Consider the following 21,916-nt stretch of genomic DNA (forward strand, 5'->3'; position numbering starts at 1 on the left):
AATCCCCTTCCTCAAAAATCTGTTAGGATTTTAGGTGGGGTAGTTCAATGTAAATTTATGACTTAACTACAAGTAAACGTTTCCTCTTTTACGGCATATACTGCACGCGCCCCGCCAATTAACTTCGGACGCGTCTTTGCCATCGTTACATGCGCATGCCCAATTTCTTTTACACGTGTGCGTACAGGCACAGCTACATGTTTTAAATGCATACCAATGAACGTATCTCCAATATCAATACCCGCATCTGCTTTTACGAACTCTACGATAACAGGATCTTTCATATTATGATATGCATATGTTCCAAGAGCCCCACCTGCTGATCTGACAGGCGTAACATTTACAATTTCGAACTGGTGCTTCTCTGCGATTTCTCTTTCTATGACTAAAGCACGGTTTAAATGTTCACAGCATTGAAACGCTAACGCAATACCACACTGCTCTTGAAATTGTTTTAACGCAGAAAAAATCGCTTCCGCTACTTCCATCGTTCCCGATGTTCCAATTCTTTCACCTAGTACTTCACTCGTACTGCAGCCCACAACAAAAATGTTCCCATTTCGCAGCGAAGCTTGCTCTTGAAACTCAGAAAGCGCTGTTTGCAACTGCTCTTTCAATTGTAATATTTCATTCATTACGCTCTTCCTTTCGCAGGTAGGTTCAACAAATTATATTAACTCTTACTAGAAGTTAGAATACGATTACTTCGCTTCGTATGTTTTAATTTTCCCTACACGATTCTCGTGACGACCGCCTTCATACTCCGTTGTTAACCAAATTTTCGCGATGTCACGTGCTAATCCAGCTCCGATTACACGCTCACCCATTGCTAACATGTTCGTATCGTTATGTTCTCTCGTTGCTTTTGCACTAAATGTATCATGTACTAATGCGCAGCGAATGCCATATACTTTGTTTGCTGCAATTGACATACCAATGCCTGTTCCGCAAATTAAAATACCGCGGTCTACCTCACCACTTGCAACCATTTCTGCCGCCGGGAATGCAAAATCAGGGTAATCTACAGAACCCGCTTCGCACTCACAACCTAAATCAATATATTCAATATTTAACTCTTCTAATAAATTTACGATTTCTTTGCGAATGTTCAATCCGCCATGATCAGATGCTACTACTACTTTCATTCCAAACCCCTCCAAATATAAAGTGAAACTTCCGTTCGGAGATGCTTTTTCTCCGAATAGTTAGTTGAACCAATCGGGCACATGCCAGCGGGTTTCTCTTCTCCCCCACTAACAATGAACTGAACAGTTGACCCCATCTCAAACCTTTGAGATATGAGATATATTACCCGTTAAATCGATATAATCTCCAATATCGTATTATACACGAAACATTAACTTTCTGAATGGTTTTTCAGCAAAGTTTGTACAAGTTGTTCCATTTCTTCCAGCGTTGCTTTATAAATAGCAAGCGAGCCGCCAAAAGGATCAGAAATGTCCTTATTTGTACCTTCTACAAATTCATATAATGTATGCACTTTTCCGTTTACTTCTGGATGATGGGCCAGTAAAAGCTGCTTATGTCCCGTTGTCATTGTTAATACAACTTCAGACCACTCTAGCAACTCTTCCGTCACTTGCTGAGAAGCATGTGCAATTGAAATTCCTTTTTCTTCTAACGCACTTTTAGCATGCGCAGATGCATCACTGCCCACTGCGGCAAATACGCCCGCAGATTGCACTTCAAAATGCTTTTCTCCATGATGCCGTAATAACGCTTCTGCCATCGGACTGCGGCATGTATTGCCTGTACAAACGAATAATACTCGCTTCACCAAACACCAACTCCTTATGATGAATATCTATTTTCATCATAACGCACAATGATAATGAAAAAAAGAAATGTATATATAAAAAAGCGCATTTCTTCTAGAAGAAATGCGCTCTCATTACACATGTGAAACTCTATTTCTAAGTGACCACAATATAGTAATACAAGGCAGGAAAAAATCTACTGTTATTCTTTCATCCACAAAAAAGGAATCCACTTCAAATATGAAATGGATTCCTTATCAATCAAAACGATTATTTCATTGTTACTTTCATTACTCCTGTTGAACCTTTTGCAGCTGTTACGCCTATAGTTGTTTCAATAGATGCTGTTGCATCTGTGTTCGTAATAACGATTGGTGTAATTGTGCTTTTTGCTTTTTCACGAATTAATTCTAAGTCGAAAGAGATTAATTTATCGCCAACTTTAACAGTTTGTCCTTCAGCTACATGTGCTTCGAAACCTTCGCCTGCCATTGTTACAGTTTCCAATCCAACGTGGATTAAAATCTCTGCACCGTTTTTCGATTTAATACCTACAGCATGTTTTGTGTGGAATAATTGCACGATTTCACCGTCTACTGGAGACACTACTACACCTTCAGTTGGATCGATTGCAACACCATTTCCCATCATACGGCCAGCGAATACTGGATCTGGCACTTCTTCAATATTTTTCACTTCTCCAGTTAATGGAGCTACGATTGTTTCTGCATTTGTTTTAGAACCAAGACCAAATAATTTCTTAAACATAGGATAATCCTCCTTATATTCCTTACTTACAATACACTTGAGCTCAATAATTACAACTCTTCGCTTTACTAGCATAAAACGTTTTCGATATAAAAAAGAGAGTTGTCAATTAGACCCTTATTGTATCGCCTTGCAAAATTCCAGTCAATTCAGACAGTCTGAATTCAAATGGAAAGAAGTGAACTTCCTCATTTCTATTTAAGCCTTTTTTTCTTCAGTTGTCTAGAAGTCTTAACAACATAATTAGTTTTTGTTCACCATTTGTAAAATTTCTTGTTATTTTTTATTAAAGTTACTTGACTAAAATAAGTAACTACTTTATTATTACTTACATAAGATAAGTAAATAACTTTTTAGGAGGTATTATAAAATGATAAACATTGGTCTTCTTATTATTCGTCTTATTATTGGGGTTACATTCATGGGACATGGTGCTCAAAAACTATTCGGCTGGTTTGGCGGCTATGGTTTAAAAGGTACTGGCGGCTGGATGGAATCAATCGGCTTACGACCAGGAGTATTTATGGCGTTTATGGCTGGGGCAACTGAATTACTAGGTGGTTTCTTATTTGCTGCTGGTATTTTCACTTGGGTAGGTGCTCTATTTATTGTCGGTACAATGTTAATGGCTATCTTCACAGTTCATGGTAAAAATGGTTACTGGGTTACACAAAACGGTTTTGAATATAACCTTATCTTAATCGCAGTTGCAGTTGGCGTTGCTCTTATTGGACCTGGCGCTTACACTTTAATTTAACTTATTATCTTGAATTCGAGATATTTACCCCGCATTAACGGGCAGTAAGACCCCCACCTCAAGATTGAGAGAGAATCGAAGGAGCTAGGTGGGGGATAACTGCCCGTAAAAGCCCGATTGGTTCAACTAACCATCAGTGGGGGATGAAGAACCCCCCCACTGATGGAAGTTTCACTTTACCAATTCAGTCCCTCACAATTGTGAGGGATTTTTTTCCTTCAATTAGTATTAACAATATTTTTACCTAATAGCTTTACTCCTCCGTTTAGTTTTTGGGGTTCGTTGCAACAGACACCCTTGTCTTAAGCTAGTCGTAATGCCTTCACGACGCGGAACTTGAACCCTAGAGAATATATACACGCTGAGCACACCACGAAAAAGCTTCTTCATAATATATAAAGAAGCTTTTTTAGCATTCCTTCAGTATGTATGAAACCAATTCGAAAATAAATTTATTCCCATAGCTACTGATAATACAAAAATTCATTATTCAAAGGTCGTTCAGTTTTTTATAAGAAAACAACATCATCGCTAAAAATTTTATCCTGCACAAACATTTATTAAAGAAGCTTTACAATTATTTTCTTTCAAAAATTTCCCATGTTCCCCAGAACAGACTGCATATGCTTGGATCAAGTTATGATAAATGCTGAAGCTTTAAGCCTAATATTACAAAACTATTATTTGTATACCTTTCCATGCAAGATTATGGTAGATTGATAAAGTTCGAGTTTATTTTAGAGAAGGGAGATAAGAAAAAAAAAGTGAATAAAAAATGGTATGCTCCAATCATAGCAGTTGGTTTTTTTCTAACCCCATTTATTGCACATGCTGCGAGCAATGATACATTTACCCAAAATGATGGAGATGTACATTACAACTGGGGATATCAAAGTCCAAGATCCGACATTTCAGCGGACCATTTTACCGGCATCTTTAATCAATCAAAACAATTATCAGCTGGAGACTACTTCGTACATACGTTAGCTGATGATCGTATCAAAGTTTCCTTTAACGGGACACCGGTAATTGATCGTTGGTATGATGCTGGTGGACAAATTGATCGTGCACTTATAACAAATGTAAAAGCGGGAACTTATAAGTTACAAACAAATTTCTATGAAAATACTGGTCAAGCAGCGGTTTTCTCTGACATTGTTCCATTTGATCACTGGTTAGCCTACTATTATCCGAACAAAAATTTAGAAGGTTATCCAGTAGACGCAAAAGTGATTCCTCCAACAGGAACAGAAAAGAAGCTGTTCCAAAACAATGGAATTGGTTCACCAACACCAAAAGTGCCCGCAGATAATTTCTCTGCTCGCTATACGACAGTAAAGCGATTACCTGCTGGAGATTATATCATTCGCGGAAAAGTAGACGATGGTATTCGTGTCTTTATTGATGGACAACTTGTTCTTGACCGCTGGGGATCCGGTTGGTTACAGGAAGATGCTCGAAAAATCCATATTAATGATGGAACTGCAGCATGGGCATTTGGTAAAACCAATCAAACAGATACCCATCTAGTTGAAGTGCAATACTTAGAAGAAGGCGGAAACAGCCAAGTAGATTTTCAAATTGAACCTTACAGCGAAGCAACAAAATCAACTAGTTGGCTCGGCGAATTCTATAATAACAAAGAGTTAAAAGGTGACGCTGTTGTTATCGGCGGAGCGAATTCTTCAGAAAAGTTAAACACAATCAACTTTAATTGGGAAGACAACTCACCGCATAAAGCTATCTCAAACGATAATTTTTCTGCCCGCTTTACTAAGGTAGATAAGTTTGAACAAGGTGAATATTTATTCACGGCGAAAGCAGACGATGGTGTGCGTGTTTACGTTGATAACAAAGTTGTAATCGATTCTTGGAATGCTAGTAACGGTGAAACTCGCAAAGTAAAAGTACCATTGTCAGCTGGAGAACATAAAATTACTGTTGAATATATGGAACAAAGCGGAAAAGCCAATCTTCAATTCGATTATAAAAAATCTCCTGGACCTTTTTCTCAAACAGGCGGAGATGTTCATTATAATTGGGGATATGGAAGTCCTACACCCGATCAAACAGAAGATGATTTCACAGCGACTTTTGATCAATCTAGGCAGCTGGCTGCCGGTGATTACTTTATACATACGTTAGCTGATGATCGCGTCAAAGTTTCTTTTGACGGGAAACAAGTAATTGACCGTTGGTATGATGTTCCTGGACAAATCGATCGTACTATCGTGACAAATGTGCCGCAAGGGGATCATAAAATTCGAACTGACTTCTATGAAAATAGCGGTCAAGCAGCTATCTTTTCTGATATTGTACCATTCGATTCTTGGCTAGCTTATTATTATCCAAATACTAATTTAGCTGGCTATCCTGTCGATGCAAAAGTGCTAGCACCACAAGGGGATACGAAGCAACTCGCTGAAAATAATGGTATCGGCGCTCCAACTTCTAAAGTTCCGGCTGACAACTTCTCCGCTCGTTACACAACGGTAAAACGTTTATCTGCTGGAGATTACGTCATTCGCGGGCGCGCTGATGATGGGATTCGTGTCTTTATTGATGGGAAACTTGTCCTTGATCGTTGGGGACCATCAGGATTTACAGAATACGCGAAGAAAATTCATATTTCTGATGGAACTGCTGCCTGGGCATTTGGTAAAGCTAATCAACCAGATACGCATTTAGTTGAAGTACAATATTTAGAACAAACAGGCCAAAGTCGCGTAGAATTTAGCATTGAACCTTACAGTACTGTACAAAATTCGTCTACTTGGCTCGGTGAGATCTATAACAATACGAATCTTCAAGGCGATCCTATTATTCTTGGTGGCAATAACGCCTTACAAAAAATTGAGAAGATTGATTTCAATTGGCAAAATGGTTCTCCAAGCCCATTTATTTCAAATGATAACTTCTCTGCTCGCTTTACAAAAACGGAATACTTTGAAGGTGGCGATTATACATTCTCGGCGAAAGCAGACGATGGCGTTCGCGTCTATGTAGATGATCAGCCCGTTATTAACTCTTGGGAAGCAAGTAACAACGGTACACGTACAGGAAAAATTTCTTTAACAAAAGGAAATCATAAGCTGCGCGTGGAGTATTTTGAAGGAAGCGGCTTAGCGAATCTTTCACTAGATTACTATATTGGCCAGCCTTATGAAACGCTAGATTTGCGCAAACCTTCAAAAGTAACTGCCCAAGAAATTGATAATTATATGAGCCGAAGAACAAACGGGACAAGCCCGCTTATCGGATATGGACAGGCGTTTATTGACGCACAAAACAAATATGGTGTGAACGCTCTATTCTTAGCATCTCATGCTATTTTAGAGTCGGGGTACGGCAAATCATTAATTGCCTATCGAAAACATAATCTATTTGGACTTCGCGCTGAAGATTCTGACCCGTTTGGTTTAGCCAGCTACTTCAATACGTTTAATGACAGTATTAATTATAATGCCTCTTACGTAAGAGCGTATTATTTAGAACCTGGAGATTGGCGCTATAAAGGGGTCACAGTAAAAGATATTAACGCTAACTATTCAACAGATACTGCGTGGGCAACTAAGATTGCAAACCTTATGGAAGAAATACATCCATATAATCGTTCTGAATATGACGGCGTGAATATTTTACCTAAAAATAATGAACCTGTTATGGATTCACATCAATTGCCAAAAGATATTCCATTTACGAACTACGCAGCAAACACAAAAGGACAAATTACAAAAACAACAGACGAGTTCCGTACAGAACCGTATCCATATGGCAATAATAAAAAAGGGACACTGCAGCAAGGAACAACCGTCGATGTACTGCGTAAAGATCCAAATAACTGGATTGAAGTTCGCATTGGCGATCAAACAGGATGGGTTCAAGCAACCGATCTACAAGTAGATCCATTAAACGGAAAAGCAATCATCATTGATCCGGGCCATGGTGGTGTCGATGATGGTCATGCTGGTATCAACGACGGCATAACAGAGGACGCAGTTGTATTGGATGTTTCCTTACGTGTTCGTGATCTATTTAATCAAAAATCACCGTTTAAAGTGCTGTTAACTCGTGAAACAGATTCACGGCCTGGTAATACCGCTAGCGAATCACTACAAAAACGCGTAGAATTTGCACAACAAAATAACGGAGATATTTTTGTCAGCATTCACGCAAATGGCTTCGATGGTACTGCACACGGAACAGAAACGTACTACTGGCAATCAAGAACTGCAGGAAACCCTAATACAGAGGAAAGCCGTGTATTAGCTGAAAAAGTACAAGGTCGTCTTGTAAATGCTATGGAAACGACAGACCGCGGTGTAAAAGATGGCGATTTTTATGTTGTTCGTGAAAATACAATGCCTGCCATTCTTACAGAGCTCGCTTTCATTGACAATCCGCAAGAAAATGAAAAATTAGGATCTGAATATTGGAGACAACGTGCTGCAGAAGCAATTTACTCTGGTATTTTAGATTACTATGAGTGGAAAGGCATCAACGTTTCATCCTATCGTCTATAATGAAGCAGATTGTATTTGTTCGATGCAACAATGAAAAACTTAGAACGTAAAAAACAAAAAGATGACATATGTCATCTTTTTGTTTTTTTAAATATATACCCCCTTAGTGAATTTCCCCTCCTATCTTCTTCCCCTCTCTCTGAACCTTGAAGTTGGGGTCTTACTGCCCTTGAATCGTTTCCATATTCCTTGTGAGGAACTGTTTCATACCCTTTACAAAAATCGGCAAAAAAATATTTTTTCAGCAGGAGTTTTCCCCCTCTATCTTGTAAACAAACAAAGAAGTGTTACAGATATTCGAAGGGAGATTACATACATGCTGTCTATTAATCCAAATGAACAAACTGAAAAAGACAATTACAAATTACTAACAGGAAGCATTATTCCGCGCCCAGTTGCCTTCGTCACAACCGTTACAAATGATGGAGTACTAAACGGAGCACCATTTAGCTACTTTAATATCGTTGCTGCTAATCCGCCTCTTATCTCAATTTCTGTGCAGCGAAAAGGTGGAGAACCAAAAGATACAGCAAGAAACGCGATGGAAAAAGAAGAATTTGTCGTTCATATTTCTGACGAATCGTACGCGGAGGCTATCAATGAAACAGCAGCTAACCTTCCTCCTAATGAAAGTGAGATTGAACTTGCAAAACTAACACCAATTGACAGCGATGTCATTTCTGTACCGGGGGTAAAAGAAGCGAGTATCCGTATGGAATGTATACTAGAGCGCGCTATTCAGCTAGGCGGAACAGAAGATTCCCCTGCATGCGATCTCTTAATTGGACGCATTGTGCGTTTCCATATCGCTGAGCACTTATATGAAAATGGACGCATTCATGCTGAAGGGTTAAAACCAATAAGCCGACTGGCTGGACATAATTACGCAAAACTTGGGGAACAATTTGAACTTGTAAGGCCATAACTAAAAGCGGAAGCGGCTCGCTCAGAACAGGAGGAGGATGGAGCTTCTGACATAGAGGCGCTCTTTGCCTCGGCGGAAGACGCGAAGCCACCGACTGTTCTAGCCGCTGGATCTGGATAGAACTAAAAATGAAAGCCCAGCCACAATAAATGGCTGGGCTTTCTTACATTATTTGTTTCACTTCATACCGAAAATAATAATTTAATCCCAAATCCAACAAGTATAATCCCGCCAAGCACTTCCCCATACGTTCCAAGAATACTTTGTACTCTGCGGCCAATTAACAATCCGATCCAAGTGAGCATCATACTCACAACGCCGAATATAAGAATAGTTACAAATGTACGTGCTCCGTAAATACCAAGGCTTAAACCGACAGAAAAACTATCCATACTCACACTAAAAGCAAACAACAGTAAACTTCCGCCGGCAGGGACGCTCCTATACTCATCATCATGAGACATTGAGCTATACACAATGTGAAACCCTAATCCCATTAATAGAATACTACCTACAATTGTAGTAATAGAACCAAATTGCTCTGATAAAAAGCGGCCGAGCATTATGCCGATGAAAGGCATGATTATATGAAATATACCAATTATAATACCGATATAAAAGATTTGGCGCTGCTTAAGCGTAATCATCCCCATACCGAGGCTGACAGAAAATGCATCAAGCCCTAGTGCAAATGCCATAATAAACAGCGGCAACAATTCGCTTATAATATGTTCAATCTTCATAATGTCCCTCCTCGGACTTGCTACTTCACAATATGCACGTCCGAGGAGAGATAGAATTTATTTTTCGAAGATGATTTGATGACCTGCAGCTTTCGTTAAACGATTCATGATTGCACTACCAATTCCATCGCTTGGGAATGACTCACTAAAAATGATATCAACACCGCTTGCATCAAATGTACGCAATACGTCATAAAGCTTTGTCGCAACTGTCGCTAAATCACTGCGCTTTCCACAAGAAAGAACAACTTCTGCTTTATACACATGCTGATATTCCTCCGTTGTTAATACACCTACTTTATAACCCTCTTGCTCTTTTTTATCCACAAGTTGTTGAATAAATGCACGCGAACCTTCAACAATGCTAAGCGGTGCTTTCGGTGCATAATGTGTATATTTCATTCCTGGTGATTTTGGTTTTTCCGTTTCATCCTTTAGCGCCGGATCTAACAAAACAGGTCCAATTACTTCTTCTAACTGCTCTTTCGTAATACCGCCTGGGCGCAATATCGTCGGTATTTCACTCGTACAATCTACTACAGTAGATTCAACACCAACACCAGTTGCCCCGCCATCAACAATACCGGCAATTTTTCCGTTTAAATCTTCATATACATGAGAAGCGAGCGTTGGGCTAGGACGACCAGAACGATTCGCACTTGGAGCTGCTACTGGTACATTTGCCGCTTCAATAAGCGCCAATGCTACCGGATGATCTGGCATTCGAACTGCCACTGTATGTAATCCAGCTGTTACCTTTTCAGAGATCCCTTCTTTTTTCGGGAAAATAAGTGTTAGTGGTCCTGGCCAGAAGTGTTTCATTAATACATTCGCAATCGGCGGAATATGAGCCACAATGCCATCTAATTGTTCTTCCGTACCAATATGTACAATAAGTGGATTATCGCTTGGTCTTCCTTTTGCTTCAAAAATTTTCGCAACAGCTTCGTCGTTTAATGCATTCGCACCGAGTCCGTATACTGTTTCAGTTGGGAACGCTACTGCTTCATTTTCTCGTAATAAATGTGCTGCTTCTTGCAACTGTGGATAATCTTTTTTTATTTCCACAATATTATCCACAACCCACATTTTTGTATTCATTTCTTCCCACGTCCTTTTCTACCATGAAATACTTGTTATTTGTAGTTTACTATGAGATTTATCCAAAAGACAAATAAGATTTATCCACAAAATGTGGATAAATCAATTTAATCGGTGGATAACTTTGTGAATAGCTGACAATTTAGTATAATTACATTCGGTTGCTTTATATTTTTACAAAAATGTTCTAATGCCTGAATTTCTTCTGACACATCATCTTTTTCTACAATTTCAAACTGAAAAAACTGAAATATTGTAACCGACTGTGGACTCTTTGTGAGTAAATATAATTGCTCAATACTTTTCTCTTTAATATACTGCAAAAACGTTTCAAAAAAATGTAAGAATGTAACTTTATCCACAGCAGGTGTGAATAAACAAGAGCGAAGAAGCGCATCAGTTCCAGCTTGCTCAAATCCAACGGCCGCTTGAATTTTTCCCTCTTCTTCTAATATCATAAAGTTCCCATATAATTGATCTAGTCGTTCTTCCTTCATATGAGCTTGTCCAAAAAAGGCCTGCAATCTTTCTACATCTGTTTTTGTAGCAAAACGTATTTGCTTCATACATAATCCCTCCCCATATTTTTATATATGAGGAGGGATTATCTTTTAGAACTTATTTTGAAAATAAAGATGCAAATGCTTCAACGATAAACAATTTTACCTTTGGCTTTTCTTCCGTTTCTTCTACTACCTTCACGTGCTCTTCTTTTTTGACAGCACTCGGTTCATCTTGCTTTACTTCTTCTTGTTCCTGTAATTCTTTCTCAGCCCTGTTTTCTCGCATAGCCTTTGCCTTTACCTTTTGTTTAGGTGCGATGTTTGTCTCTTTCTTAGCTTTAAGAGATTGTTTTACTTCTTCTCTTGCAACTTCCTTTTGCAAATAATTTTCTTCTATATCGTCCTCGTCAATTGTTTCCGCCTTTACAACATGCTCTTCTTTCTCCACAGCTGTACCACTAGAGAAATCTAAGAAACACATTGGAGGAAATAACACGCACCACCAATTTGCACCTTCACCTTTACCAATTGTCACAAGTACCGCTTCATACTCTCCAGCTGGATAAATAAAGTTCCCATACAATTTCGTTGGAAATTTAATATGCTTATTAAACTGAACTGTAAAAGTTTCCTTACTGCCTTCTCGTTTCAACGTGTTCGCCACTGTTTGTTCAAGTTCCGGAATACGGCTTCGGATGATACGACGTGCGTCTTCAAACGATTTTAAATCTGCCACCCAGCCATCGATTTGTGCTTTCACTTCATCGCGCACTTTACGTTTTAACTCTTGATCTTCCTTTGAATCACTATTAGCCAAAATACGTAATCGAATTGCTTCTTTGGGAATTACGACAGGTTCCTTTGCATCAACTTTCATATATCCAAAGTGCGCAACCATTTGTGCACCGATTAATAATAAAAGCAGATAAGCAATCGCTTGTTTTTTCATCCTATCTCCACCGCCCCTTCAGTAAAACAGTGTAGACAAGTTTTTTTCTTTCTAAACTACTAAATTCAGAATCTATTCGTTTTTTAGGTGATTCATACAAACGCTTTTCTTTTTAAGGTCATGTCCACTGATATATCGACCGTTTTTTTCGATATATCGGCGCTTCGGCACGATATAAAGTGAAACTTCCATCAGTGACGCTTTTCTCACTAATGATTAGTTGAACCAATCGGGCTTTTACGGGCAGTTTTCTTCCCCGCTTTTCTCCAGCCTTTACTGCCCGTTAATGCGGGATAAAGACCCTTCGACGATATTCAACATGCTAGATGCACTAAAGGGGGCTGACAAAAGTCCATTTTCAGGTCAGCCCCCTGTTAAAATTACATTTCCGCAAAGACCATACGATCTTTCCCATTAATATCAAAGACAATCTCGACATGTGCGTGCGGGAATGTTTCTTGCAGCAGGGCACGCACATCTTCTCCTTGCCCCACACCTACCTCAAAAGCAACAATCGCTTCTTCTTGCAGAACCTTTGGCAGCTCTTCCATAAAACGTCTATAGAAATTGAGCCCATCTTCACCGCCAACAAGCGCACGCTTTGGCTCATGCTCCTTCACAACAGAAGAAAGCCCTCTCCAATCTTCTTCTGGAATATAAGGAGGATTCGACACAACAACATCTAGCTTCTGCTTCGTTTCCTGAAACGGCGACAATAAATCACCGTGGTAGAACGTTACATTTGCCTGTAATTCTGCTGCATTTTTCTGCGCCACTTCAATCGATTCCGGAGCAATATCGACTGTGTATACATGTAAATGGGAATTTTCTAAAGAAAGTGTAATCGAAATTGCCCCGCTGCCAGTACCAATGTCCGCCACATGCACGTGCTTATCCCCAAATTTACGGCGAATACGTGTTAGCACACCTAGCACAAGCTCCTCTGTTTCTGGCCTTGGTATTAGTACTTCTTCATTTACGAAAAATGGACGTCCATAAAACATTTCATATCCAATTAAGTACTGAACAGGTATACCTTCTACATGCTTGTGGATAAAGTTTGTAAAAGTTTGCTCTTGTTCTTCCGTTAATTCTTCACGCATGTTCATCATTAAACCTGTTCGATTCGTCTTTAATACATGACAAAGGACAATTTCTCCCGCATTTTCATCTCGCCCATTTTCTTGTAAAAAAGAAGAAGCCCATTTCAGGGCTTCATAGACACGCATTACTCAGCTGCCTCCATCTTTTGCGCCTGATCTTCCATCACTAAGGCATTGATGAAATCATCTAACTTACCTTGTAAGATTTGATCCAGCTTCTGAATCGTTAAACCGATTCGATGGTCTGTAACACGGTTTTGCGGGAAGTTGTACGTACGAATACGCTCAGAACGGTCTCCCGTACCAACAGCTTGTTTACGGTTTTGATCGTACTCAGCTTGCGCTTCTTGTCTAAACTTATCATAAACACGTGCACGTAATACTTTCATTGCTTTTTCTTTATTCTTAATTTGTGACTTTTCATCCTGACAAGAAACAACTACACCAGTCGGTAAATGCGTTAAACGTACCGCTGACATCGTTGTATTAACACTTTGTCCACCAGGACCACTAGAAGCAAACGTATCCACACGAACATCTTTTTCATGAATATCGATTTCTACTTCTTCTGCTTCCGGTAATACAGCTACAGTTGCTGTAGAAGTATGGATACGTCCTCCAGATTCTGTTTCCGGAACACGTTGCACACGGTGCGCACCATTTTCAAATTTCAACTTTGCAAAAGCGCCTTTACCGTTGATCATAAAGATAATCTCTTTATATCCACCTAGTTCTGTATAGCTCGCTTCGATAATTTCAGTTTTCCAACCTTGCACCTCAGCATAACGGCTATACATACGGTATAAATCACCAGCAAATAATGCCGCTTCATCACCACCAGCAGCACCACGAACCTCTACGATAACGTTCTTATCATCATTCGGGTCCTTTGGAACAAGTAAAATTTTCAGACGCTCTGATAATTCCTTCTCTTGTCCCTCTAGCTCAGACACTTCTTCTTTTACCATTTCACGCATGTCAGCATCTAACTTCTCTTCTAACATCGCCTTTGCATCTCTTAATTGTTCACGAGCATCTTTATACTCACGGTACACCTCTACCGTCTCTTGTATATCAGATTGTTCTTTTGAATACTCACGAAGTTTGTTTGAATCACTTATAATCTCTGGATCACTTAAAAGCTCATTTAACTTCTCATAACGGTCTTCTACAGCTTGCAAACGATCTAACACACTATTCACCTCAACATCCTAGTCTCTAATACAAATAGTATATGGTACATAACAAAAAAAACGCAAATTATATTTAAAAACGCAAACGGCTCATTCAGCCCCTACGCATTTTCTAAAAAAACCCGCCTTATGTAGCGAGTTTTTATCTCTGTTTAATTGGCACAACATGACAATGACGACAACGTGGTTCATATGATTCTGATGCAGCAACTAAAATAATAGGATCATCAAAAGACGCTGGTTCCCCATCAATTAAACGTTGCGTACGACTTGCAGGAGATCCGCATTTAGCACATACTGCTTGCAGCTTCGTCACATGCTCCGCAATCGCCATAAGCTGAGGAACTTGTCCAAATGGTAGACCACGGAAATCTTGGTCTAAACCAGCAACAATCACACGATAGCCGCGGTTTGCCAATTCTTGCACCACTTCCACAATGTCCCCATCAAAAAATTGCACTTCATCAATTGCTATAACATCTATATCTTCTGTTACATGCTCAAACATCTCTTTTGAAGCCGCAACAGGAACTGCTCTTACTTTCAATCCATTATGAGACACAACATCTTCTTCACTATAACGATTATCAATACACGGTTTAAATACAATTGCATTTTGCTTTGCGAATTGTGTCCGGCGTACACGGCGGATGAGCTCTTCTGATTTCCCCGAAAACATGCTTCCGCAAACCACTTCAATCCAACCGTCTTGATTTATTACGTACATAAGAGCTCCTCCTTTCGTCTACTTATTCTTACTGTAAGTAGGTAAAGGTTTATATTTTCGCAAAAAAAACAGACAAGCGGATATATACACTTGCCTGCTTTATGTTTGTTATTACTTAAGGCCGTATTTCTTGTTGAAGCGATCAACACGTCCGTCTGCAGTAGCAAACTTCTGACGTCCTGTGTAGAATGGGTGAGAATCAGAACTGATCTCGACTTTTAATAATGGATAAGTGTTACCATCTTCCCACTCGACAGTTTCGTTAGAACCTTTTGTAGATCCGCTTAAGAATTTAAAGCCTGTGTTAGTATCCATAAATACAACTTTTTTGTAATCTGGATGGATTCCTGCTTTCATTCTTTTCATCTCCTTCCGCCCTGAATCATTTTCGAAACAGAGTTTTTCATCGTTAGCTGCAATCACAACTATAATGATGAAACGCACATGATGAAATTATAACAAGGCTATCTGCATTTTGCAACTACCTGTTTTTAGCATTACTTCATCGCGACATATCTCTTTGAATCTTCAGGGATATTTTTTAAGAATTCTTCATTTGTCTTCGTTTGACGTAACTTGCGTAAGAAGCTTTCTATGAAGTCTGGTGTATCTCTCATCGTTTTGCGAATACCCCATAACTTGTCTAAATGCTCTTTTGGAATTAATAGATCTTCTTTGCGTGTACCAGAACGACGAATATCAATAGCTGGGAAAATACGACGTTCTGCTAAAGAACGATCTAAATGAAGCTCCATGTTTCCTGTTCCTTTGAACTCTTCATAAATGACATCATCCATACGAGACCCTGTGTCAACAAGAGCTGTTGCTAAAATTGTTAAGCTACCGCCCTCTTCAATATTACGAGCTGCTCCGAAAAAGCGCTTTGGTCGATGGAATGCCGCTGGGTCAATACCACCTGATAACGTACGTCCACTTGGTGGAATTACAAGGTTGTAGGCGCGCGCTAAACGGGTAATACTATCCATTAAAATGATAACGTCTTTTTTATGCTCAACAAGGCGCATTGCACGCTCTAGCACAAGCTCAGCCACTTTAATGTGATTTTCCGGAACTTCATCAAAAGTAGAACTTACAACATCACCTTTTACAGAACGTTCAATATCTGTTACTTCCTCTGGACGTTCATCAATTAAAAGTACAATCAGTTCTGCTTCTGGATGATTCGTTGTAACACTGTGAGCAATCTCTTTTAACAGCATCGTTTTACCAGCCTTTGGAGGCGCAACAATTAGACCACGTTGACCAAACCCAACTGGTGCAATTAAATCCATGATGCGTGTTGATAGTTTCTTCGTTTCCGTCTCCAATTTCATTTGACGATTTGGATATAACGGTGTTAACGCAGGGAAATGCACACGTTCCTTTGCTGATTCTGGATCATCTCCATTGACTGCTTCAACTTGCAACAATCCAAAATAACGTTCATTCTCCTTCGGAGGTCGCACTTTACCAGAAACCTTGTCTCCATTACGCAAATCAAAACGACGAATTTGCGAAGCTGAAATATAAATATCTTCAGAACTCGGAGAATAGTTGATTGGACGTAAGAATCCAAATCCTTCTGATTGAATAATTTCAAGTACACCTTCCATGAAAAAGAAACCTTCTTTTTCTGCTCGTGCTTTTAAAATCGCAAAAATTAACTCTTTCTTTGTTAATTTGCTGTAATAGGAAATCTTAAATTCTTTCGCAAGCTCATATAACTCTTTTAATTTCATGTTCTCTAAAGCTGAAATTGTTAAATTCATTCAGACACCACACTTTGATATTATTCTCTTTTCAGATGGGTAAGGGAAATTACGGAAGGCAAATACGTAATAATGAAAGGCAATAAGTACAAGTAGGGTAATATTCACTATTGTAACCCTTTTACCTCGTTTTAATCAATACGTTGCGAGACAAATACAAGAAGCGAAGACAAGAAAATTTGTCTTCGCTCTACCCATCTTTTGCACGCTTTTTATTTTATCACGATTGATGGGAGCTTTCCATCAGCGGAGGATAAAGCCTCCCCACTAATGGAAGTTTTACTTTATAACTAAGTTTGGTTTCTTGCTTAAGCTATGACGCCCGTCAACAAAGCGAACTGTCCCAGATTTCGCACGCATAACAAGGGAGTGTGTTGTACCAGTACTTCCTTTAAATTGGACACCGCGCAGTAATTCTCCGTCCGTAACACCTGTTGCCGCAAAGATTGCATCGTCACCTCTTACTAAATCTTCCATACGAAGAATGCGGTTAATATCATCGATACCCATCTTTTTGCAGCGCTGTAATTCTGCATCATTTTGCGGAAGAAGCTTTCCTTGAATTTCTCCGCCTAAACATTTTAATGCAACGGCTGCTAGTACCCCTTCAGGTGCACCGCCAGATCCGAATAAAATATCAACGCCTGTGCGATCAAATGCTGTGTTGATTGCACCAGCTACATCACCATCGTTAATTAATTTAATGCGAGCTCCCGCTTTACGGATTTCCTCAATAATTGCTTGGTGACGTGGTCTGTTTAAAATCGTTGCTACAACATCTTCAATATCTTTGTTTTTTGCTTTTGCAACAGCGCGTAAATTATCAATAACCGGTGCATTAATATCGACAGCACCAACCGCTTCTGGGCCAACTGCAATTTTTTCCATATACATATCAGGTGCATGCAGTAAATTTCCATGGTCTGCTACCGCAATAACAGCTAACGCATTCCATCCTCCTGCTGCAACAATATTTGTTCCTTCTAACGGATCAACCGCTACATCAACACGCGGACCATATCCAGTTCCTAATTTTTCACCAATATATAGCATCGGCGCCTCATCCATTTCCCCTTCGCCAATTACCACTGTTCCTTTCATTGGTACTGTATCAAATACGTCGCGCATTGCTGACGTTGCTGCACCATCTGCTTCATCTTTCTTACCGCGTCCCATCCAACGCGCAGATGATAACGCTGCAGCCTCTGTTACACGTACTAATTCCATAGATAAACTTCTTTCCACAATAATCCCTCTCCTTTAAGCCGTAATATTTATCTCATACTAAACTTCCAATAAAATTTTTACCTTATGCCGTTTTTACTTACACTTTATACACATATATCACTTTACCCATGTAAAGATCTTTATGCATTTTTCATCTGTTCAATCTCTTGACTTGTCATTTTTTCACGCCAGATTTTTGCTCCAAGACCTCGAAGCTTATCTTCTAAATTTTCATATCCACGATCAATATGCTCTAATCCTGTAACTTCTGTGATTCCTTCTGCCATTAAACCTGCGATTACAAGAGCAGCCCCGGCGCGTAAGTCACTCGCTTTTACTTTGGCTCCTTGCAGCGAAGCAGGGCCTGTTACGATAGCAGAACGACCTTCCACTTTAATTTGCGCATTCATTCTTCTTAACTCATCTATATGTTTAAAACGCGCTCCGTAAATGGTATCCGTTACAACTGCCGTTCCATTCGCTTTCGTTAATAACGCTGTAAATGGTTGCTGTAAATCAGTCGGAAATCCTGGATATACGAGTGTTTTTACATCTACCATTTTTAGTTGGCGATTCCCATTCACCACAATTTGATCATCGTGTGTATCTACTTTTACACCCATTTCTCGAAGCTTAGCCGTTATGGATTCTAAATGCTGCGGAATCACATTATCAACTGTAACTTCACCACCAGAAGCTGCGCCCAAAATCATATATGTTCCAGCTTCAATGCGATCAGGAATAATAGAATGGTAACAACCATGAAGCGATTCAACACCATCAATACGAATCACATCTGTTCCTGCTCCTTTAATACGAGCACCCATGCTTGTAAGAAGCGTCGCTACATCAATAATTTCTGGTTCTTTCGCTGCATTTTCAATTACTGTTCTACCTTTTGCACGCACTGCAGCAAGCATGATATTAATTGTCGCACCTACGCTGACAACATCTAAATAAATACGTGCTCCCCGCAGTTCGTCTGCACGTAAATAGATTGCACCTTGCTCATTTGTTACATATGCTCCAAGCGCTTCAAACCCCTTAATATGCTGATCAATTGGCCTTGGTCCTAGATGACATCCACCAGGAAGCCCAATTACTGCTTTTTTGAAACGACCGAGCATCGCTCCCATTAAATAATAAGAAGCACGCAGTTTTTTTACCTTTCCATTTGGAAGAGGCATGGCTACCATTTTAGAAGGATCAATTGTCATTTCTTCGTCTTGATGATACGTAACAGAACCACCAATTTCTTCTAATAAGTCACCAAGTATTTTTACATCAGAAATATTAGGTACACCACCAATTGTAACTGGTGTTTCTGCTAAAATGGTCGCGGGAATAAGCGCAACAGCACTATTTTTTGCACCACTTACACGAATCGAACCTTGCAAAGGCACACCGCCTTCAATCAGCAACTTGTCCATTTTGAGCCCCCTTCTCGTGAATTCATCTACCGTTCCAGCCTCCCCACTACAACGGGTGATTTCACAACTTCGGATACGTTTTTACACGTATGAGTATATCCATGCTATTTGTTTCCTCTATTTTTACACAATTATAAAAATATTTCCTTTCAAACGCCTTAACAAGTAGAAAATTGTCTATCCCATAAAATGGTCACGCTTTCATTATACAACGAAACGAAACCGTCTAAAAGGCTAGACGGTTTCTAAAAATATTTTTAGAATTATGCTTGACCGTTAGAACCAAATTCACGAATTTTACCGATTACAGTCGCTTTAATTGCTTCACGACCAGGTCCGATAAATTTACGAGGATCATAAACTTCTTGGTCTTTATTTAATACTTCACGAACCGCTTTTGTAAACTCGATTTGGTTTTCAGTGTTTACGTTGATTTTAGAAGTACCTAAAGAGATAGATTTTTTAATGTCAGCTGTTGGGATACCAGTACCACCATGAAGTACTAAAGGTACACCAGTTAAGTCACGAACTTCTTCCATTTCTTTGAATCCTAAGTTAGGCTCACCTTTGTAAGGACCATGTACAGAACCTAATGCTGGAGCTAGGCAGTCGATACCTGTTGCAGCTACTAGTTCTTTACATTCCTCTGGATTAGCGTAGATAACACCTTCAGCTACTACGTCATCTTCTTGTCCGCCAACTGTACCAAGCTCAGCTTCTACAGATACGTTACGAGCGTGTGCATATTCTACTACTTTTTTAGTAGTTTCGATATTTTCTTCAAATGGGTGGTGAGAAGCGTCGATCATTACAGATGTGAAACCTGCATCAATTGCTTCTTTACATTTTTCGAAGCTTGAACCATGGTCAAGGTGAATCGCTACAGGAACAGTGATGTTCATTTCTTCGATTAAAGCTTTAACCATAGCTACAACTGTTTTGAAACCAGTCATATGACGAGCTGCGCCCTCAGATACACCTAAAATTACAGGAGATTTTTCTTCTTCCGCAGCAGCTAAGATAGCTTGTGTCCACTCTAAGTTGTTCATGTTGAATTGACCAACTGCGTATTTTCCTTCTAGCGCTTTGTTTAGCATTTCTTTCATGGAAACTAAAGGCATGGTGAATCCTCCTAAAAACGTTTTTTGTATCCGATAAGTTCTTATCGATGGTAGTATGACCACGAAAAGGAAAAATATGTATAATCACATACCGGACTTTTTTCTACACTCAATAGGATACCAACTTGTACTCAAAAACTCAACTGCATTCACCTGCTCATCAGCCCATGAAAACGCTTTTTTCTATATTTTTTAATAAAAAATTCACGATTATGCTTGTACTGTAATTTCTTTTCGCACAGCACTGCGAATTTCATCAATATCGAACGGCTTTGCAAAGTGCATTAATGCACCAAGGTCTTTCGCTTCTTGAATCATATCTAATTCACCATACGCCGTCATTAAAATCACTTTAATTTCTCGATTAATTTCTTTCACATGTTTTAAAATTTCAATTCCATCCATACCTGGAATTTTCATATCTAAAATAACTAAATCAGGACAGTCTTTTTTCACAATATCAAGGGCTTGAAAACCGTTTGCTGCTTGGAATGTTTGATACCCTTCCTTTTGAAACACCTCGTGTAATAAAACACGAATGCCGTATTGATCATCAACGATTAGGATTTTCCCTTCCATGTTATCCAACCTTTCTATATAAATACAAAATTTATATTTCTCATATCTCTTTCGATTATTTTCGCTACTTTTTATCAAATTCCTTCCTATTCTTTCTTATTTTACCGCCTACTATTTACTAGCGCTAGCACCTTTATGAAAAAATGAGCTATAATGAAAGCCGTCTAACACGTTAGAAAGGAGAATCCTCATGTTTAAAATTTTTTCCACTCAGCTGGGTGGTTATTTCACAAGAATTGCTCAGAAAGAAGAGATGAATATAGAAGATGGCGCTCGTTTACTTGCACAAGCATTAGTTGGAGATGGCCACATTTATTTGCACGGTACGAAAGAGATGGAAGGTGTAATTTGTGAAGCTTTGTATGGATCCGAGCCTATGCAAAGTGCAAAACGGCTATTTGAAGACGGTAAACAAGCAAGCGTGACCGTCGCTGACCGTATACTACTTATCAGCCGCTTTTCCACGGATGAAGATATCATTTCATTAGCAAAGCAGCTGCAAGAAAACGGTCATTTTATTGTTGGTATTTCTGCAAAACAAGAAGGCGAATTATCGCTAGAACAATTCACCGATGCACATATTGATACAAAGCTTGTAAAGGCATTGATTCCAGATGACGATGGCTCTCGCTATGGCTTTCCAAGTTTAATAACGGCTTTATTTGCATATCATGGATTAAAATTTACAATCGATGACATTATGAATGAATATGAGTGACG

Annotated in this window: 20 protein-coding genes and 2 pseudogenes; 5 read left to right on the forward strand and 17 right to left on the reverse strand. The window is 39.3% G+C overall.

Annotated elements, in window-relative coordinates; translation table 11 throughout:
• Positions 1-62 precede the first annotated feature (62 nt).
• The 4 genes from CN326_RS16235 to CN326_RS16250 form a co-directional block, all read right to left on the reverse strand.
• Complete coding sequence (locus CN326_RS16235; protein WP_098310026.1) at positions 63-635, reverse strand: TIGR01440 family protein; 573 nt, start codon at positions 633-635, stop codon at positions 63-65.
• A gap of 66 nt (positions 636-701) precedes the next feature.
• On the reverse strand, positions 702-1,145 hold the full coding sequence (rpiB, locus tag CN326_RS16240) for a ribose 5-phosphate isomerase B (protein ID WP_098310027.1): 444 nt from the start codon (positions 1,143-1,145) through the stop codon (positions 702-704).
• A 212-nt stretch (positions 1,146-1,357) separates the two neighbouring features.
• Entirely contained in the window at positions 1,358-1,798 is a 441-nt protein-coding gene (locus CN326_RS16245) for a low molecular weight protein arginine phosphatase (RefSeq protein ID WP_098310028.1), read from the reverse strand.
• Between the two features lie 250 nt (positions 1,799-2,048).
• Positions 2,049-2,546 (reverse strand): PTS sugar transporter subunit IIA, encoded by a 498-nt coding sequence (locus CN326_RS16250; RefSeq protein ID WP_098310029.1) that lies wholly within the window; start codon positions 2,544-2,546, stop codon positions 2,049-2,051.
• A gap of 370 nt (positions 2,547-2,916) precedes the next feature.
• On the opposite strand from CN326_RS16250, the gene CN326_RS16255 reads away from it, so the two are divergent.
• From CN326_RS16255 to CN326_RS16265, 4 genes and pseudogenes are all read left to right on the forward strand, one after another.
• Positions 2,917-3,303: a DoxX family protein gene (locus tag CN326_RS16255; protein WP_098310030.1), complete on the forward strand. Its 387-nt coding sequence runs from the start codon at positions 2,917-2,919 to the stop codon at positions 3,301-3,303.
• Between the two features lie 698 nt (positions 3,304-4,001).
• Positions 4,002-6,890, forward strand: a pseudogene (locus CN326_RS16260) (PA14 domain-containing protein); the annotation flags it as partial.
• 210 nt (positions 6,891-7,100) lie between these two features.
• A pseudogene (locus CN326_RS25140) lies at positions 7,101-7,826 on the forward strand (N-acetylmuramoyl-L-alanine amidase); the annotation flags it as partial.
• Between the two features lie 316 nt (positions 7,827-8,142).
• A complete protein-coding gene (locus CN326_RS16265; RefSeq protein WP_098310032.1) occupies positions 8,143-8,751 on the forward strand; it encodes a flavin reductase family protein in 609 nt (202 codons plus the stop codon).
• 182 nt (positions 8,752-8,933) lie between these two features.
• Here the strand turns inward: CN326_RS16265 and CN326_RS16270 are convergent, their stop codons facing one another.
• The 13 genes from CN326_RS16270 to CN326_RS16330 form a co-directional block, all read right to left on the reverse strand.
• Positions 8,934-9,494, reverse strand: coding sequence for a manganese efflux pump MntP (locus CN326_RS16270; protein WP_098310033.1), 561 nt, complete (start codon positions 9,492-9,494; stop codon positions 8,934-8,936).
• A gap of 57 nt (positions 9,495-9,551) precedes the next feature.
• The gene (locus tag CN326_RS16275) at positions 9,552-10,595 is read right to left on the reverse strand and encodes an L-threonylcarbamoyladenylate synthase (RefSeq protein ID WP_098310034.1); all 1,044 of its coding nucleotides are present in this window, start codon (positions 10,593-10,595) and stop codon (positions 9,552-9,554) included.
• Between the two features lie 107 nt (positions 10,596-10,702).
• Entirely contained in the window at positions 10,703-11,161 is a 459-nt protein-coding gene (locus tag CN326_RS16280; protein WP_098310035.1) for a GNAT family N-acetyltransferase, read from the reverse strand.
• A gap of 52 nt (positions 11,162-11,213) precedes the next feature.
• Positions 11,214-12,047 (reverse strand): stage II sporulation protein R, encoded by an 834-nt coding sequence (spoIIR, locus tag CN326_RS16285; protein WP_098310036.1) that lies wholly within the window; start codon positions 12,045-12,047, stop codon positions 11,214-11,216.
• 380 nt (positions 12,048-12,427) lie between these two features.
• A complete protein-coding gene (gene prmC, locus CN326_RS16290) occupies positions 12,428-13,276 on the reverse strand; it encodes a peptide chain release factor N(5)-glutamine methyltransferase (RefSeq protein WP_098310037.1) in 849 nt (282 codons plus the stop codon).
• Entirely contained in the window at positions 13,276-14,343 is a 1,068-nt protein-coding gene (gene prfA, locus CN326_RS16295) for a peptide chain release factor 1 (protein ID WP_141525065.1), read from the reverse strand. Before prfA ends, prmC begins: the two co-directional genes overlap by 1 nt.
• Positions 14,344-14,485: 142 nt before the next feature.
• The gene (locus tag CN326_RS16300) at positions 14,486-15,070 is read right to left on the reverse strand and encodes a thymidine kinase (RefSeq protein WP_098310039.1); all 585 of its coding nucleotides are present in this window, start codon (positions 15,068-15,070) and stop codon (positions 14,486-14,488) included.
• A 111-nt stretch (positions 15,071-15,181) separates the two neighbouring features.
• Positions 15,182-15,427 carry a type B 50S ribosomal protein L31 gene (locus CN326_RS16305; RefSeq protein WP_000643433.1) on the reverse strand — a complete coding sequence of 82 codons (246 nt, stop codon included), beginning with the start codon at positions 15,425-15,427 and terminating at the stop codon, positions 15,182-15,184.
• A 140-nt stretch (positions 15,428-15,567) separates the two neighbouring features.
• Complete coding sequence (gene rho, locus CN326_RS16310; RefSeq protein WP_098310040.1) at positions 15,568-16,839, reverse strand: transcription termination factor Rho; 1,272 nt, start codon at positions 16,837-16,839, stop codon at positions 15,568-15,570.
• 279 nt (positions 16,840-17,118) lie between these two features.
• On the reverse strand, positions 17,119-18,084 hold the full coding sequence (gene glpX, locus CN326_RS16315; protein WP_098310041.1) for a class II fructose-bisphosphatase: 966 nt from the start codon (positions 18,082-18,084) through the stop codon (positions 17,119-17,121).
• Between the two features lie 122 nt (positions 18,085-18,206).
• Entirely contained in the window at positions 18,207-19,496 is a 1,290-nt protein-coding gene (locus tag CN326_RS16320) for a UDP-N-acetylglucosamine 1-carboxyvinyltransferase (protein WP_098310042.1), read from the reverse strand.
• Positions 19,497-19,759: 263 nt separating this feature from the next.
• On the reverse strand, positions 19,760-20,617 hold the full coding sequence (locus CN326_RS16325; protein WP_098310043.1) for a class II fructose-bisphosphate aldolase: 858 nt from the start codon (positions 20,615-20,617) through the stop codon (positions 19,760-19,762).
• Between the two features lie 210 nt (positions 20,618-20,827).
• Complete coding sequence (locus CN326_RS16330; RefSeq protein WP_098310044.1) at positions 20,828-21,196, reverse strand: response regulator; 369 nt, start codon at positions 21,194-21,196, stop codon at positions 20,828-20,830.
• 190 nt (positions 21,197-21,386) lie between these two features.
• Between CN326_RS16330 and CN326_RS16335 the strand changes: the two genes are divergently transcribed.
• A complete protein-coding gene (locus tag CN326_RS16335; protein WP_098310045.1) occupies positions 21,387-21,914 on the forward strand; it encodes a DUF2529 domain-containing protein in 528 nt (175 codons plus the stop codon).
• The last annotated feature ends 2 nt before the right edge of the window (positions 21,915-21,916 follow it).

This window comes from Bacillus sp. AFS018417 (assembly GCF_002560985.1).
In the GTDB taxonomy this organism is placed as follows: Bacteria; Bacillota; Bacilli; order Bacillales; family Bacillaceae_G; genus Bacillus_A; species Bacillus_A rhizoplanae.